Genomic DNA, 16,563 nt, shown 5'->3' with positions numbered 1-16,563 from the left:
GGCGGTGACACGCGGTGCGGTCGTTCTTGCGCGCGCGGTGCCGCCCCACCACTATGATCATTGCGAGTTAGGCAAGGCTTACCTCACCCGCGAACCGAACTGGCCCCGCGAACCGAACTGGCCCCGCGAACCGAAATGGAAAGGCCGATCGTGGCTGCCTCGCTCTACCTGGTCGCCGGGAAGGCGACCGACTCGGTGACGTACGGGTTCGTGCCCGCCGCCGCCCGCCTCGGACTCGACGCGGTACTGCTCACCGACCGCCCGGCAGCCCACCGGTCCGGCCCGCACGCGTTCGGCGGACCGGTCGTCGAGTGCGACGTCTCCGACTTCCGTGACATCGTCCACCGCATCGGCGGCGCGCGCGCCGGCGGCGTGCCCGCCGCGGTCTTTTCCAACAGCGACTTCCTGCAGGCGCCCGCCGCGCTCGCTGCCGCGTACTTCGGCCTCCCCGCCAAGGACTGGCGGGCCGCCACCCGCGCGAAGAACAAGGCCCTGATGCGCCGCCATCTCGCGGACATCGACCCGGTCTTCTCCGCCGACGCGCGCGCCGTGCCGCCGGACGCGCCCTATCCGCTCGTCCTGAAGCCGCGCGAGGGCGTTGCCAGCGAGGACGTGTTCCTGGTCGAGGACGCCGCCGAACTGGCCGCGCGCGTCGGCGAGATCGCCGCCCGGCGCGACGACCCGCTCGTGGCTGAGGAGTACCTGCCGGGGGATCTCTACACGCTGGAGACCCTCGGCGATGGACGGGAGCTGCGCGTCCTGGGTTCGTTCCGCACGACGGTCTCGCCGCCGCCGTTCTTCGTGGAGGAGCGCCTTGAGTGGACGGCACCGCCCCCGGAGACGCCCCAAGTGCTGCGCCAGTTGGAAACACTGGGGGTCGGGTTCGGCGCGTGCCATACCGAGTTCGTCGTCCATGAGGGCCGGGCCCGCATCATCGAGGTCAACTACCGGCTCATCGGCGACCACTGCGACTTCCTGCTGGCCGACCTGCTGGGCATACCGCTCTTCGAGCAGATCCTCCGGGTCCACCTGGGCGAGCCTGTGCCGAGCGTGCACGTCCCGCGTCCGCGGCACGCCGTCGCGGAGCCGGTCATCGCCGACCGCTCCGGCACCCTCACGGGCGCCCCCGGCCCGATGCGGGTGGACGATGGTGCGGTGCGACTCTCCTACCGCCCCCAGCGCGCGGTGGGCGAGCCGGTCGCGGTGACCCGCACCAACCGCGACTACCTGGGCACCGTGCGCGCGATCGGCCCCGGCCCGGACGAGGTCGAGGCCGCGCTGGCGCGCTTCCGCGCCGAGCACAGCTGGACGATCACGTGACCGACCGCGCCGAGGCGGCCCCGCCGCCGGACCGCGGCGAGGGCGCGCTGGCGGCCCGCGTCCTGGACGCGCTGCTCCGCGAGGACTACGGCGGCATGCGGCGCCTCGTCCGGGACGGGAGGTTAGAACTGCCCGGCCGTTCCGTGCGGCTGCTGCGCGCGCGCCCGGTCTTCCTCTCCGAACTCGTGGTGGCTCCCGGGCAGGATCTGAAGCTGAGCGACGTCTTCCGGGCCGTCCGCTCGGTCGCCGACCCGCGCGACGACACGGCGGCCTTCGAGCGCGAATGCCGCGCGGCGCTGGCGGCCGGGAAGCTGCTCGACGACGCGCGTCCCGCCGTGCTCCGGCGGCTGGCGCACCTCCCGGACGCTCTGCGGACCGGCCCCGGGACGTTCTACGAGTCGCTGGCGGCCTACAACGACCACCCGGTGCATCCGGCGGGGCGGAGCCGCGCGGGGCTCTCCATGGCCGGTCTGAGCCGCTACGCGCCCGAGTTCGCGCCGTCGTTCCCGCTGCGGTGGGCGCCGGTGCGGAACCCGGTGCTCGCCGGGCGGCGGCCGGAGTGGTGGCCCGCCCCGTCCGACGTGGGCCTCCGCTCCGAGGCGGGGGCGTTGTTCCCCGTCCATCCGCTCGCGGTGCGGCGGGTGCGCGAGGAGGCGGGCACGGCTCCGGCACCCGAGCCCTTCCTGCGGGTGGGCCCGACGCTGTCGATGCGGACCGTGGCCGTGCTCGGCGGCGCGGCGCCGCCCGTCCACGTGAAGATGCCGCTGCCGACCAGCACGCTCGGCCTGCGCAACCGGCGCACCATCATGCCCGGGACACTGCATGACGGGGCGCTGGTCGAACGCATCCTCCGCAGGGTGCTCCAACGCGAACCGGCGCTCCCGGTGTTTCTCGCCGACGAGCAGACCTACGGCCACGCCAACGACCCGCTCCTGGCCTACCTCGTGCGGCGCTTCCCACCGGAGACGGCGCGCGCGCACGTCGTCCCGGTGGCGGCCCTGCTCGCCGAGGCACCTGAGGGCGGCTACGTCATCGAACGCTGGGACGTCGAGAAGCTCTTCGGCGCTTACCTGTCGGCGCTGTTCGAGTGGAACGTCACGCTGTTCCGCTACGGGATCGCGCTGGAGGCCCATCAGCAGAACGTCGCGCTCGTCCTGGACGACACCTCGCCCCTGCGCCTCCTCATCAAGGACAACGACGGCGCGCTCATCGACCCGTCGCGGCTCGGGGAGCGGCTCGCCCCCTCCCCCGGCGCGGACCCGCGCGACCTCATCGACCGCCGGATGACGACCGCCGACCCCGACGCGCTCGCCCGCGTGTTCGTCACCATCACGCTGCACCTGTGCGCCGCGGCGGTCGCGGTCGGCCTGGCCGACCGGGGCCTGCTCCCCTGGCGCACCGGGCTCGCAATGGTCCGCGAGCGGCTCGACGGGGCGCTCGGCCCAGCGGACGCGTTCCTGCGCTCCCGCACGCTCGACGCCGCATCCCTGCCGGGCAAGGCGATGCTCACCGCCGGAACCCTCGTCGACAAGGCCAGGACCGGCGCGGCCGACATCAACAAGCACTACGGCCCACCGGGGCCCAACTACCTACTGGACGCGACGTGCCGCTGACTGCGCCCACAGAACTCACCGGACCGGCCGTCACGGCCGGCGAAGCCACCGCGACCGCGCTGCTCAACTGCCTGATCCGGGAGGTCTGCGCGCCCGAGCAGCAGCTGTGGCCGGACGGCGGCCACCTCGTCGCCCGCCTGCCCCGTGCGGGCGTCGTTCTGCGCGCGCGCCTGACGCGCCCTCCGGTCGGGCCCACCTACCGCCTTGCGCCGCCTTACGAGGAGCAGCGGGGGGACGAGTGGATCACCGCGTCCTGGGACAGGCTGGCGAACCTCGTCGCGGGCGAACTGGAGCTGGCGACCGGCCGCCCGAACCCCGAGTTCCTCACCCAGGTGGAGGACAGCCATACCGCACTGGCCGCGATCCTCGCCTCCGGGGGCGAGGCGTCCGGCGACCGGTACATCGCCTCAGAGCAGGCTCTTGTCGCGGGGCATCGGTTCCACCCGTCCCCCAAGTCGCGCCAGGGGGCTCCTGCTGACTGGCTGCGGTACGCGCCGGAGACCCGGGCCCGTTTCCGTCCGCACTGGCTGGCCGTCCCGGACGACCTCATCGCCGAGGAAGGGGACCCTGACGCCTTCGCGGCCCTGGCCACCTACGGGCCTCCCCCTCCACCCGGCCGGACGCTGCTGCCCGTCCACCCTTGGCAGTTCTCGCTGCTCGCGGACAACCCCGTCCTGAAGAAGGCTCTGGCGCAGGACCTCCTGGCCGACCTCGGCCCGTCCGACACCGAGGCGGTCCCCACCTCGTCGGTCCGGACGGCGTACCTGCCGGACGCCGACGTGTTCTGCAAGTTCAGCCTGGACGTCCGCATCACCAACTGCGTGCGCAAGAACGCCTGGTACGAGCTGAGCGGCGCGATCGCCCTCAACGAACTGCTGCCCCCCATCTTCGACAAGCTCGGCTCCACACTGCTTGCAGAGCCCGCCTACCGCAGCGTCGCGCTCCCCGACCGGCGCCTGTACGAGGGGCTGGGGGTGATCCTGCGCCAGGGCGTCCGTTCCCTGCCCGGCACACCGCTGCTGGCCGGCGCCTTGACCGACCCCTACAGCACGCTTCTCGAAGACCTCCCCGTCCTGGAGACCGAGGACGGGGCCCGTGCCTGGTGGGCCGCGTACGTGGCACACGTGGCGCCGCCCGTCCTTCACGCTTACCTGGACCACGGCATCGTTCTGGAGCCGCACCTCCAGAACGTCCTGATCTGCGTCGACCCGGAGGGCATGCCCGTCCACGCCGCGTTCCGCGACCTGGAGGGCACCAAGCTGACCGCCGGCCGCTGGGACCTCTCGCACCTGCCGCCCCGCGTCGCCGAAAGCCTCACCTACACGCCCGACCGGGGCTGGAACCGCGTCGTCTACTGCCTGCTCGTCAACCACCTCACCGAAGTAGCCGCCGCCGTCGCCGACCTCCATCCGCACCTGGAAGGGACGCTCTGGCAGGACGCGCGGGAGCACTTCGCCGCCCACGACCGCCACCCGCAGATCAGGGCGCTCCTGGCGGGGGTTCCGGTTCCGGCGAAGGCGAACCTCCGCACCCGCTGGTCCCGCGTCGCCGACCGAGGCGCCACCTACGTCCCGACCACCAACCCGCTCGCCGCACCCCGCCCCCTCTGAACCGCCCCCTCTGAACCGACCGCTGAAACCGACCGTTGTGAACCGACCGATATGAACCTCGCCGAATTCGCACTCAGCCTCGACGGCTACCCGGCCTACATCTATGACTTGCCGGGGCTGCGGGAACACGTCCGAGCCATCCGCACGGCACTCGGCTCCACGGAGCTGTTCTACGCCGCCAAGGCCAACCCTGACGCCGAGATACTCCGCATCCTGGCACCCCATGTGGACGGCATAGAGGTGGCCTCGGGCGGCGAACTGGCCCACGTCCGGGAGACCCTGCCCGGTACGCCGCTCGCCTTCGGCGGCCCAGGCAAGACACCCGAAGAGCTGCGTCTGGCCTTGACCGTCGACCGGGTGCACGTGGAAAGCCCAAACGAACTCAGGAATCTGGCCGCCCTGGGCCCGGCCGACATCCTTCTCCGCGCGAACCTGCCCCTGCGCACGCCGAACGCCGCACTCACCATGAACGGGCCTTTCGGCATGGACGAGGACTCCCTCGACGAATGCGCTCGGCTCCTGGCCGACAACCCGCATCTCACCCTGCGCGGCATCCACGCCCATCTGGCCTCTGGCCTGGACGCGCCCACCATGCTCGACCTCGCCCAGCAGATAGCCGACTGGGCGCTCCCTTGGCTGAAGGCCCACGGCGTGGACGATCCCGAACTGAACGTGGGCGGTGGAATGGCGGTGGACTACACGTCCGCCGAAGCGCTCTTCGACTGGCGCACCTATGGCACCGGCCTGGCCTCCATCCCGGCCAAGGTGCGTATAGAGCCGGGCCGTGCCATCACGGCCTACCACGGCTGGTACGTCACCGATGTCCTGGACGTGAAGACGACCAGGGGCGAGACCTACGTGATCCTCAGGGGCGGTACGCACCACCTCAGAACCCCGGTAACGAAGGGCCACGACCAGCCCTTCAGCGTCCTGACCGCCACGGGCCCGGAGTCACCCGCCACCCTCGTCGGCCAGTTGTGCACCCCGAAGGACGTGTTCGCCCGCGACGTCCCCGTCCCGCCTCTCTCCCCCGGCGACGTGGTCGCCTTCGCCATGGCCGGCGCCTACGCCTGGAACATCTCCCACCACGACTTCCTGATGCACCCCAAGCCGGCCTTCCACTACCTGCGCTGAGCTCCCATTCGTCCAAGACCCGGCGGCGGCGGTGGGCGACGATGGGGGCGTTCCACATCGCGATCACGTTCTGCTTGGAGATATCGATGACGATTCGCCGCGTCGTGCCCAACGTAGAGTCCACGGCCGTGGAGGAGAGCCGGGAGTTCTACGGGCGCCTGGGGTTCGAGGAGGTCATGAACCAGGGATGGATCGTGACGCTCGCCTCCCCGTCCGTACCGACGGCCCAGGTCAGCTTCATGACCGGCGACAAGACCGCGCCCGTCGTCCCGGACATGAGCGTCGAGGTGGACGACGTGGACGCGGCCTACGCGGCCATGCGGCAGAGCGGCGCGGAGATCGTGCACCCCTTGCAGGACGAGGAGTGGGGCGTGCGCCGGTTCTTCGTCCGCGACCCCAACGGACGGGTCGTGAACGTCCTGGGCCACCGCTGAGCAGCGTCAGGGACGCGGCTCCCCGTACCAGCGCCAGGAGGTGAGGCGCGGGCGGCCGGGAAGTTCCGCGCGTCCCGTCGCCCACAGCAGCGTCGTCCAGGGGTCGGTGTCGCGGGGCGCGTCGGGGAACAGGCGGCCGAGCGTCCGCGAGCACAGGCCCGCGGGCGGCTCCCAGGCGAGGCCCAGCCCTTCGGCGAGGTCGTGGGTGTGGACGAGCGTCTCCACGATCCCCATGGCGGCGAAGCCCTCGGCGTCGGCGGCCCCGAAGACGTGGTGGGCGCGGACATCGGGAGAGGTGGTCCGCACCATGGCGACCAGCAGGCCGCCGCAGGCGTCGAGCACTTGGAGCAGCCCGTCCGGCCCGGCGTCGCGGTTCGCGTGGATGGCGTTCTTCGGCCCGCCCTGACGGCGGCTCTCCCAGACGAACGGCACGTCGCCGTCCTCGGGCGGCGCCTGCGGGGCGAGCTGGACGGCGTAGGCGAACAGGTCGTCGCTGAGATGCTCGACGGTCTCCCAGCAGGTCCAGTCGAGCGACCCGGCCTTGCCGTCCCAGGCGTCCGGCGGCGCCTCCCGGAGGGCGGACACCGCGAGCCGGACGGCCAGCTCCACGTCGTCGGCGGTCACGGCATCCCTGGAGATCGTCATGCGCCGACGGTAACCGACGCCGCGCGGTGCTCAATATCTCTGGAAAGCGCGGGTATGGGCGTGGCGAAGGACGAGGGGAAGGAAAGACGTTGCCATTGCTCGACCAGCTGCGGTCAGGGGTGCGGGCCGTCCGCGCCGTGCGGGACACGGGGGTCGTGCGGCCGATCCGGCCGGACCGGGCCGCGCGGCTGCTGTTCCCGTACGTCCGGTACGGGCCGGTGCCCGCGACGATCGGCGCGATGGCGGCGCTGCGGTTCCCGGACCGGACCGCGCTGATCGACGAGCGCGGCGCGCTCTCCTACGCCGAGCTGGAGCGGCGCGCGGCCGCGCTGGCCACCGCCCTCCGCCCGCGCACCGGGGACGGGCGGGTCGGCGTCCTGTGCCGCAACCACCGCGGGTTCGTGGAGACGCTGCTCGCGGTGTCGCGGCTCGGCAACGACGTCGTCCTGCTCAACACCGACTTCTCGGGGACGCAGCTCGGGCAGGTCGCCGAGCGCGAGGGCATCGAGCTGCTCGTCCACGACGCGGAGTTCGCGGCGGCCGTCGCGGACTCCGGGTTCGCCGGCCGGCGGCTGCTCGCCTGGACGGACGGCACCCCGGAGACCGACGGCACCCCGGACGCGGACGTCGAGACGGTCGACGCGCTCATCGGCGGCACCGAGCCCGAACCGCTGCTCCCCCGCCGCACCGGCGCCGTCATCGTGATGACATCGGGGACCACCGGCACGCCGAAGGGCGCCCGGCACGACATGTCCCTCGGCGCGCTGCTGCCGGCCGCGCTGACCCACGCCATGCGCGTGCCCGTCCGGGCCGGGGCGCCGATCGTCGTCGCGCCGCCGCTGTTCCACATCCTCGGCTACGCGTACACCGCGGTCGGGCTCGGCATGGGCATGCCGCTCGTCCTGTCCCGCCGGTTCGACGCGCGCGCGGCCCTCCAGGCCGTCGCCGACCACGAGGCCGAGGCGCTGGTGGCGGTGCCGCTGATGCTCCAGCGCATCCTCGACGTCGCCGACAGGCCGGAGACGCCCACCCTCCGCGCGGTGGTGTCGGGCGGCTCGATCCTCCACCCGCACCTGTCGGAGGCGTTCATGGACGCGTTCGGCGACGTCCTCGTCAACGTCTACGGCGCGACGGAGACGGGCTGGGCCACCATCGCCACGCCGGCGGACCTGCGCGCCGCGCCGGGCACCGTCGGGCGGCCGTCGCTCCGGCTGACCGTCCGGATCCTCGACGAGGACGGCCGGGAGGTCCCGCGCGGCGAGACCGGCGAGGTCTACACCGGCGGCGGCCTGCGGTTCGCCGGCTACACCGGCGGCGGGGGCAAGCCCGAGCTGGACGGCCTGACGAGCACCGGCGACCTCGGGCACCTCGACGCCGACGGGCGGCTGTTCATCGACGGCCGCGCCGACGACATGATCGTCTCCGGCGGGGAGAACGTGTTCCCCGGCGAGGTCGAGGACCTGCTCGGCGGCCATCCGGACGTCGCGGACGTCGCGGTCACCGGCGTGGACGACGACGCGTTCGGCCAGCGGCTCGCCGCGCACGTGGTGCGGGCGCCCGGCTCGGCGGTCACCGAGGACGACCTCAAGGAGCACGTGCGCACGCACCTGGCCAGGTACAAGGTCCCGCGCGACATCCGGTTCGTCGAGGAGCTGCCGCGGACCAGCACGGGGAAGGTCAGGTCGGCGGCGCTGCGCGGGTGAGGGCGGCGCCCGGGCCCAAGGCCGCACGGTCCCGGACGCGCCCGGTCACCGGTTCGGGCGGCCCCGCGGATTTCCGGCACGGCGGGTCATGCGGCACCGCGCGTCACGGCACCGCGCGTCACAGCACCGCGGATCATGCGGCCCCGCGGTTCTTGGCCGCCATGCAGATGCGCGCGAGGTCGTTGAGGGCGTCGGCGCGCCGCTCGTCCAGGGACCGGCGGTCGCCCGGCCCGGCCTCGGCGAGGGTGTCGATGACCAGCGAGAACACCGGCCATTCGGCGGGGCCGATGGCGCCCTGGAAGTCGACGCCGTCGGCCAGGTCGTCGAGGTCGAGGTTGCGCGCGAAGGTGGCGAGGGCCGCCTCGGCCGCGACGACGCCGATGCGCATCGCCAGCGCGGCGGGCTCGCGGTCGAGGGACCGCACGGTGGTGGAACCCATGCCCGACAACCTAGAACATATGAGCGAGCCGCGTCGAACATTCGCTCGAATCGTTACCCGGCGATCGCCTGCTGGAACAGCAGCGTGTGCGTGAAGTGCAGGACGCCGTCCATCACGCTCGGGCGCATGCCGGTCGCGGGGCCGCCCGCCAGCTCCTCCTCCAGCTCCCGCCTGATCTGGGCGGCGGCCTCGGCGGGGGTCCCGCTGAACTCCAGCCACGGGTCGAGCGGCCGCACGTGGTCGAACGTCTCGGTGCGCTTGACCTCGGCGCCCGCCGCCGCGACCAGGTCCGCGATCCGCGCCTCGGTGAGCACGGTGCCGTGCGAGGGGTCGCGGAGCCGCTCGATCCGGTCGGGGTCGCCCTCCGCGCCCTCCGGCCGGACGAGGTCGGCGACGACCAGCGCGGCGCCGGGCCGGCTGACCCGGGCCATCTCCGCCACGACCGCCGCGGGGTCGGCGGTCTGGTGCAGCGAGAAGCGGGTCATGACCAGCGTGAACGACCGGTCGAGGTAAGGCAGGGCGGTCGCGTCCCCGTGCGTGAACGTCACGTTCGTGAGACCGTCCCGGTCGGCGCCGCGCTTGCCCTCGGCGAGCATCGCGGGCGTGAGGTCCAGGGCGGTCACGTGCCGGACCCGGCGGGCGATCGCGCGGGACACGATGCCGGTCCCGGCCGCGACCTCCAGCACGACGTCCTCCAGGTCGAGCTCCGGCTCGACGAAGCGGACGAGCCGGTCCAGGTGGCGGGTGAAGGCGCCGTTGCGGGACGGGTCGGCGAACCCGGCCGCCTGCTTGGAGAACTCCCGGACGACCTTCTCGTCGTGGGTAACCGTCACGTCGCCTCCCTCGGATGGTTGCCCGGATCATCCCCGAAAGCCCGCACTGTGACCAGAGGGGAGTGAGACTCATCACCCGCCCGCGCGGAGAATCACACCGAGGCGCGCCCCGGAGCACCCGGCGGCGTCACCCGGCGGCGTCACCCGGCGGCGTCCATCCGGTGGCGTCACCCGGCGGGGACGCCGTCGAGCAGCGCGGCGAGCCCGTCGGCGTCCAGCAGGTCGGCCGGGCGGACGGTGACGTTGGCGGCGACGTAGTGGAACGCCGCGCTGACCTCGGAGACGTCCACCCCGGCGAGCGTCGCCCACGCCAGCCGGTACGCGGCGAGCTGCACCGCCGCGAACCGCGCCTCGTCCCCGGACGGCGGCGCGCCCGTCTTCCAGTCGACGACTTCGTAGCCGCCGCCCGGCGCCCGGAACACCGCGTCCATCCGGCCCCGGACGAGCCGGTCGCCGATGATCGTCTCGAACGGCACCTCGATGTCGAGGGGTTCGCGGGACGCCCACTCCGACTCCTCGAACCGCTGACGCAGCCGGGCGAGCTGGGAGTCGTCGGCGGCGCCCTCGTCGGCGGCGCCGGGCAGCTCGTCGGGGTCGAGCAGGCGCTGCTGCCCCCAGCGACCCTCCAGCCAGGCGTGGAACGCGGTGCCGCGCCGCGCGTAGGGGGCGGGCGGGCGCGGCATGGGGCGGCGGATCTGCCGGGCGAGCGCCGCCGGGTCGCGCGCGAGCGACACCAGCGACGACACCGACAGGTGCGCGGGCAGCTCGACGAGCAGGCCGTCGCCGGAGCGGCCCCGGTCGCGCTCGGCGAGCAGCAGCTCGACGTCGCGCGCCCACGCGGTCATCCGGGCGCGGTCGGCCTCCGACAGCCCGGCGTCGCCCGCCCAGTGCCGCGTCCGCCCGGCCATCTCGTCCTCGACCATGCGGGCGCCCTCGACGACCGCCTCGTAGCGCTGGCGGGCGGTCAGGTCGGAGTGGCCGCGCTCGCCGGGGGCGACGGGCCACTGCGCCTCCTCGGGGTCGGCGAGCAGCGGGTTGGCGGCGCCCTCCTCCGGCGGGTCGGTCCACACGGCGACGGACCCGGCCCCGGCGACGCAGACGGCGCGCACCTCCTCCAGGAACGGCGACGGGCCGAGCGGCCGCCCCGACGACCCCCACCAGTAGCCGGTGGCGATGAGCAGGCTGGACGCGCGGGTGACCGCGACGTAGGCGAGCCGCCGCTCCTCGCGCAGGTCGCGCTCGGCGCACGCCTGGTCGAACGCGGCGAGGTCGTCCTTCTCCAGCCCGGTCAGCGCGGGCAGGTCGGCGCGGTCGCCGCGCAGCATGAACGGCAGGACGCGCGGGTTCGCCGTCCAGCGGGTGGCGTTCTGCGGCGGCGACGGGAAGATCGACCCCTTGGCGGGGCCGCCGTCCTTCCGCGGCGTGTACGACAGGCCCGGCACCACGACGACGGGCCACTCCAGGCCCTTGGAGGCGTGGACGGTGAGCAGCTTGACGCTGTCGGTCTCGCCGACGCGCCCGGCCTCCAGCCCGAACTCCTCGGTCTCGGCGGCCTTGAGGTAGGCGAGGAACGCGCCGAGCGTCGGGTCCTCGGCGTCGCCCGCGAAGGTGGCGGCGGCGTCGATGAAGGCGTCGAGGTCGGCGCGGGCGGTGACGGGGTCGAGCCCGGACCGGGCGGCGACCTCGATGTCGAGGCCGAGGGCCCGCTCGACCTCGGTGACGAGGTCGGGCAGCGGCAGCCCCACCTGGCCGCGCAGGCCGCGCAGCTCGTCGCGGAGGCGGCGCAGCCGCCCGTACCCCTCCGGCGAGTAGGCGTCGGCCGGGCCGAGGTCGTCGAGCGCGTCGACGAGGCTGCCGGTCTCCTGGTTCAGCTCGCCGACGAGCTGGCGCAGCGGGTCGTCGGCGGCGCCGGGCTCGGCGGCCTCCTCCGGTGCCGCCTCCGGCGCGTCCGTGCCCGCCCCCGGGGCGCCGCCGGCCTTCTCCGGCTCGGGGCGCTCGGGCGGGGTGACGTCGCGGGCCGCCTCCTGGGCGAGGGCGCGGGCGCGGCGGCCCAGCGCGACGAGGTCGCGGGGGCCGAGCCGCCAGCGCGGGCCGGTGAGCAGCCGGGCGAGGGACGCCCCGGCGGTCGGGTCGTGCATGACCCGCAGCGTCGCGACGACATCCTGGACCTCGGGGACGGTGAGCAGCCCGCCGAGCCCGACGACCTCGACGGGGATGCCGCGAGCCTCCAGCGCCCGCCGGATCAGCGGGAACTGCGACCTCTTGCGAGCCAGGACGGCGACGTCGCTGTAGCGCAGCGGCTCGGACTGCGGGCCGCCGTCGGGCGCGGTCTCGGGGTCGGCGGCCATCAGGCCCGCGATGCGCGCGGCGATGCGGTCGGCCTCGTCCTCGACCGTGGGGAACAGCGCGCACTCGACGCGGCCGCGGCCCTCGCGGCCCGCGCCCGGGACGAGGCGCGGCACGGCCTTCGTCTCGGCGCGCAGCTCCTCCTGCACCCTGGCCGCCGCCTCCAGGATCTGCTCGCCGTTGCGGAACGACCGGCTGAGCTGGACGACCGGCGCCGGCACCGGCCGCCGCCCGTCCGCGCCGGGCTGCAGGGGGAAGTCGTAGGCGAACCGCAGCAGGTTGCCGGCGCTCGCGCCCCGCCACCCGTAGATCGACTGGCACGGGTCGCCGACCGCCGTCACCGGGTGGCCGCCGGCGAACAGCGACCGCAGCAGGACGAGCTGCGCCTGGCTGGTGTCCTGGTACTCGTCGAGCAGGACGACGGAGAACCGGGACCGCTCGATCATCCCGACCTCGGGATGCCGGTAGGCGATCCGGGCGGCGAGGGCCATCTGGTCGCCGTGGTCGATGACCTCCCGGTCGGCCTTGGCGCGCGCGTAGGCGTCGATGAGCGGCATGAGCTGCTCGCGGACGGCGTGCTTGGCGAGGATGTCGCGCTGGGCCTTCAGCGGCTTCTTCACCGCGGCGAGCCGCTCGTCCAGCCAGGCGCCGACCTTGCGGACGTCCTCGGCGGTGCGCAGGTGCTCGGCGAGGTCTCCGGCCAGTTCCATGACGGCCTTGGTGACGGTGTCGGGCTGCCAGTCGATGCGGTCCATGGGGCCGTTGTAAACGTCGACGACCCGCGAGCAGATCTGCCAGGCGACGGCCGGCGAGATCAGCCGCATGGTGGGTTCGAGGGCCTCGCGCAGGGCGTGGTCGCCGAAGAGCCGCGCCGCGTACGAGTGGTACGTCGACACCATCGGCTCGCCGTCGAACAGCGCCTCGCCGCCGAGCCGTTCGAGCTCGTCGGCGGGCAGCACCTCGCGGAGCCTGTCCAGCCGCTTGCGCACGCGCACGCCCAGCTCGGCGGCGGCCTTGCGGGTGAACGTCAGCCCGAGGACGCGCTCCGGCCGGACGAAGCCGTTCGCGACCAGCCAGACCACCCGCGCGGCCATCGTCTCGCTCTTGCCCGACCCGGCGCCCGCGATCACCGCCATCGGCGCGAGCGGCGCCTCGATCACCCGGGCCTGCTCCTCCGTCGGCTCCGGGATCTCCAGCAGCCGGGCCAGCTCTCCCGGCGTGATCACCTCGCTCCCCCCGAGCTCACTGCGGGCCGTTCAGTCCGCGACCTGCCCGCCCTCGTCATGGACGGGGCAGCAGGAGCGTACGGGACAGGTGCGACACTTGTCGTTCGCCCGCGCCTGGAAGACCTCGCTCGCCATCCCGGTCGCGACGACCTCGATCAGCTTCTTCGGCCACTCGGGGTCGGCGTCCTCGGCGGGCGGCGGCTGCTCTTGCTCGCGGGCCCGCGCGGTGAACGCGGCCTTGCCGACCTGGACGAGCTTGGCGCCGCCCGGCTCGATCAGCCCGTGCCGCTCGAACGCGCCGAGCATCACCGCGTACTGGTAGACGCCGAGCTGCGGGTGCCGCGCCAGCTCGTCCTTGGGGACGGCGGTGGAGGAGGTCTTGATGTCGATGATGACGGCGCGGCCGTCCGCGTCGCGCTCGGCGCGGTCGATGCGGCCCTTGATGACGACGCGGCCGAGGTCGACCTTGAACGACTCCTCCAGCGCGACGACCTCGTTGGGGTTGTCCCGGTGCCAGGCGAGGAACTTGTCGACCATCGCCGCGGCCTGCTCGCGCTGCTTCTCCGAGTACCAGGAGCTGCGGAACTCCAGGTCGTTCCAGATGTCGTCGAGCCGCTCGGCGACGTGGACCTCGTCGACGCCGTCGTCGGCGCCCGCCATCTCGGCGACGGCGTGGACGACCTTGCCCATCGTGCTGTACTCGTTCGGCCCGCCCTCCTGCGCGCCGACGGCGGAGGCGAGCAGCCAGCGCAGCCCGCAGGTGGTGAACGCCTCGACCTGGGACGGGGAGATGGTGATCTGCTCGTCGTCGGCGAACGCGGGCCCGGGGTCGGACAGCGCGGTGATGGCGTACCAGTTCTCCGGTCTCGCGCCGCGCACGCCCGCGCGCGCGAGGCGGGCGAGATGCCCGGCGGCGGCGCGCCGCAGCGGTGCGGGGCGGGACGGGTCGGCGACGACCGAGCGCAGGTCGGCGACCAGCGCGGACAGCGACAGCCACCGCGTCTTCTCGTCCAGTTGCGACTGCTCGATGGCGCCCGGGAGCAGTTCGTTGAGGAACCGCGACGGGCGTTCTTCGGTGTCGTCCCCGCCGACGGCCGTCACCACCAGGCGCTTGCGCGCGCGCGTGACCGCGACGTAGAAGAGCCGCCGCTCCTCGTCGAGCATCTTGGCCGCCATGGAGGCGCCCGCCGCGGCGTCGCCGTCCGGCTCCGCCCCGGCGGCGTGCTCGATCAGCTCCTCGACGCCCAGCAGCGACCCGCGCAGTCGGACGTCGGGCCAGACGCCCTCCTGGACCCCGGCCACGACCACCACGTCCCACTCCAGGCCCTTGGCGCGGTGCGCGGTGAGGATCCGGACGGCCTCGCCCTGGGGCGCCTGCTCGGCCAGGGTGTCACCGGCGATCTCCTGGGACGCGATGTTGTCGACGAACAGCTCGGGCCCCGCCTGGGGAAGCCGGTCGACGAACCGCGCCGCGTGGTCGAACAGGGCCACGACCGCGTCGAGGTCGCGGTCGGCCGCCGCGCCGCGCGTCCCGCCCTTGGCGCTCTGCTCCAGCAGGGCGTCGGCCTGCCCGCTCGCCTGCCACACCGCCCACAGCACGTCCTCGGCGGTGCCGCCCTCGTGGACGGACCGCCGCGCCACGTCGATGAGGTGCGCGACGCGCTCGGCGGGCGCCCGCACCTTCTCGTGGACGAGGATCAGCTCGCGGGGGTCGTTGACGGCCGCGACGAGCAGCTCCCCCAGCGGGCGGTCGCCGCCCGACAGCTCCTCCAGGTCGCGCAGGGCGCGCTTGAGCCGCCGCATGGCGAGGGCGTCGGCGCCGCCCAGCGGGCCCGTCAGCAGGTCTTCGGCGACCTCCTCGTCCAGGAAGCCCTTCTTCAGCGCGGCCCGCAGCAGGACCAGGAACGGGCGGACGGCGGGCTCGGCGATCAGCGGCACCTCGTCGCCCGCGACGACCACCGGCACACCGGCCTGGGCGAGCGCGCGCCGCAGCACCGGGACCTGCCGCACGGCGCTGCGCACCAGGACGGCCATCCGCGACCACGGGACGCCGTCGAGCAGGTGGGCGCGGCGCAGCTCGTCGGCGACCAGCGCCGACTCCTGGCTCTCGGAGTCGGCGATGACGGCGCGGACCTCGCCGTCGTCCAGCTCCTCGACCGGGCGCAGCGCGCGGTGCTCGGCGGCGCCGGCCGACCCGGCGGGCAGGCGGCGCGCGATGCGGCGCGACGCCGCGAGGATCTCCGGGCCCATGCGGCGGCACGTCCGCAGCGCCACCACGGGCGCGGGCTCGCCGTCCAGCGTCGGGAAGCGGGTGGGGAACTCCTGGATGCCCCGCACGTCGGCGCCGCGGAACCCGTAGATCGACTGGTCGGGGTCGCCCACCACGACGAGGTCGCGGCCCTCCCCGGCGAGGTGGTGCAGGAGCGCCTCCTGCGCGGGGTCGGTGTCCTGGTACTCGTCCACGAAGACGACGTCGTAGGCGTCCCGCTCGCGGATCCGCACCTCCTCGTCCGCGAGCATGCCCGCGGCCATGTGGATGAGCTCGCCGTAGTCGTAGGTGGGGACGGGGTCGAGCAGGAACCGGTCGACGTAGCGCTCCATGAACCCGCCGATGGCCGGCCAGTCGTCGCGCCCGCGCATGCGTCCCAGCGCCACCAGGTCTTCGGGGCCGTACTGCCGCTCGACGGCCCGCAGGCTGAAGTCGCGCAGCTCTTCGGCGAACCCGCGCGTCGCCAGGGCGGGCCTCAGGCGCTCCGGCCAGTCGCGCGCGCCGTCCGCCAGCTCGCCCTCCAGCAGCCGGCGCACCTCAAGGAGCTGCTCGGGCCCGGACAGCAGGCGCGGCGCCGGCTCTCCGTTCAGCACGGCGTCGCGCCTGAGCAGCGCGTAGGCGTAGCTGTGGAAGGTGAGCGCGAGCGGGGTGCGGGTGGTCCGGTGCAGGCGCCCGGTGATGCGCTCGCGCAGCTCCCCCGCCGCCTTGCGGCTGAACGTCAGGACGAGCACGCGCTCCGGATCGACGCCGCGGTTCTCGATGCGGTCGACGACCGCCTCGACGATCGTCGTGGTCTTCCCGGTTCCGGGCCCCGCCAGCACCAGCAGCGGACCGCCGGCGTGCTCGACGACCCGCCGCTGCTGCTCGTCGAGCACGGGCGGGACGGCCCGCGCGGGACCGGCGCGGCGCACGAGACGGTAGGAACCTGAGGGCACAACAGTTCATTGGAACAGATCACCGGGACGGTTCTGACCACAACGCACGCATGTCG

11 protein-coding genes are annotated in these 16,563 nt (G+C 74.0%); 6 read left to right on the top strand and 5 right to left on the bottom strand.

What is annotated here, in order from left to right; genetic code table 11:
- Window positions 1-150 precede the first annotated feature (150 nt).
- From CHF16_RS12765 to CHF16_RS12745, 5 genes are all read left to right on the top strand, one after another.
- A complete protein-coding gene (locus CHF16_RS12765; protein ID WP_245868424.1) occupies window positions 151-1,320 on the top strand; it encodes an ATP-grasp domain-containing protein in 1,170 nt (389 codons plus the stop codon).
- Complete coding sequence (locus CHF16_RS12760) at window positions 1,317-2,933, top strand: IucA/IucC family protein (RefSeq protein ID WP_245868423.1); 1,617 nt, start codon at window positions 1,317-1,319, stop codon at window positions 2,931-2,933. Before CHF16_RS12765 ends, CHF16_RS12760 begins: the two co-directional genes overlap by 4 nt.
- Window positions 2,924-4,543 carry an IucA/IucC family protein gene (locus CHF16_RS12755; protein ID WP_089326210.1) on the top strand — a complete coding sequence of 540 codons (1,620 nt, stop codon included), beginning with the start codon at window positions 2,924-2,926 and terminating at the stop codon, window positions 4,541-4,543. The genes CHF16_RS12760 and CHF16_RS12755 overlap by 10 nt, the downstream gene beginning before the upstream one ends.
- A gap of 51 nt (window positions 4,544-4,594) precedes the next feature.
- Window positions 4,595-5,677, top strand: coding sequence for an alanine racemase (locus CHF16_RS12750; RefSeq protein ID WP_089326209.1), 1,083 nt, complete (start codon window positions 4,595-4,597; stop codon window positions 5,675-5,677).
- Between the two features lie 86 nt (window positions 5,678-5,763).
- Complete coding sequence (locus CHF16_RS12745; protein WP_089326335.1) at window positions 5,764-6,111, top strand: VOC family protein; 348 nt, start codon at window positions 5,764-5,766, stop codon at window positions 6,109-6,111.
- 6 nt (window positions 6,112-6,117) lie between these two features.
- Here CHF16_RS12745 and CHF16_RS12740 read toward each other — a convergent pair whose 3' ends face one another.
- Window positions 6,118-6,756, bottom strand: a complete 639-nt coding sequence (locus tag CHF16_RS12740; protein ID WP_089326208.1) for a maleylpyruvate isomerase N-terminal domain-containing protein — start codon at window positions 6,754-6,756, stop codon at window positions 6,118-6,120.
- Between the two features lie 89 nt (window positions 6,757-6,845).
- Between CHF16_RS12740 and CHF16_RS12735 the strand changes: the two genes are divergently transcribed.
- A complete protein-coding gene (locus CHF16_RS12735) occupies window positions 6,846-8,459 on the top strand; it encodes an AMP-binding protein (RefSeq protein ID WP_245868421.1) in 1,614 nt (537 codons plus the stop codon).
- A 133-nt stretch (window positions 8,460-8,592) separates the two neighbouring features.
- Here CHF16_RS12735 and CHF16_RS12730 read toward each other — a convergent pair whose 3' ends face one another.
- The 4 genes from CHF16_RS12730 to CHF16_RS12715 all read right to left on the bottom strand — a co-directional run bounded on the left by CHF16_RS12730 (window position 8,593) and on the right by CHF16_RS12715 (window position 16,507).
- On the bottom strand, window positions 8,593-8,898 hold the full coding sequence (locus CHF16_RS12730) for a hypothetical protein (RefSeq protein ID WP_089326206.1): 306 nt from the start codon (window positions 8,896-8,898) through the stop codon (window positions 8,593-8,595).
- A gap of 53 nt (window positions 8,899-8,951) precedes the next feature.
- Window positions 8,952-9,731, bottom strand: a complete 780-nt coding sequence (locus tag CHF16_RS12725; RefSeq protein ID WP_089326205.1) for a class I SAM-dependent methyltransferase — start codon at window positions 9,729-9,731, stop codon at window positions 8,952-8,954.
- A gap of 167 nt (window positions 9,732-9,898) precedes the next feature.
- The gene (locus CHF16_RS12720; RefSeq protein WP_089326204.1) at window positions 9,899-13,303 is read right to left on the bottom strand and encodes an ATP-dependent helicase; all 3,405 of its coding nucleotides are present in this window, start codon (window positions 13,301-13,303) and stop codon (window positions 9,899-9,901) included.
- A 30-nt stretch (window positions 13,304-13,333) separates the two neighbouring features.
- Window positions 13,334-16,507, bottom strand: a complete 3,174-nt coding sequence (locus CHF16_RS12715) for an ATP-dependent helicase (RefSeq protein WP_089326203.1) — start codon at window positions 16,505-16,507, stop codon at window positions 13,334-13,336.
- Between the last annotated feature and the right edge of the window lie 56 nt (window positions 16,508-16,563).

It is taken from the genome of Actinomadura meyerae (assembly GCF_900188445.1).
Lineage (GTDB): Bacteria > Actinomycetota > Actinomycetes > Streptosporangiales > Streptosporangiaceae > Spirillospora > Spirillospora meyerae.
Note: the sequence above shows the minus strand (reverse complement) of the source record. Positions and strands in the feature narration are given on the sequence as shown.

What these genes read in the sequence shown, in the direction of transcription:
- CHF16_RS12750 (WP_089326209.1), top strand. Translation starts at nt 4,595, where the DNA reads ATGAACCTCGCCGAATTCGCACTCAGCCTCGACGGCTACCCGGCCTAC.
- CHF16_RS12745 (WP_089326335.1), top strand. Translation starts at nt 5,764, where the DNA reads ATGACGATTCGCCGCGTCGTGCCCAACGTAGAGTCCACGGCCGTGGAG.
- CHF16_RS12740 (WP_089326208.1), bottom strand. Translation starts at nt 6,756, where the DNA reads ATGACGATCTCCAGGGATGCCGTGACCGCCGACGACGTGGAGCTGGCC.
- CHF16_RS12730 (WP_089326206.1), bottom strand. Translation starts at nt 8,898, where the DNA reads ATGGGTTCCACCACCGTGCGGTCCCTCGACCGCGAGCCCGCCGCGCTG.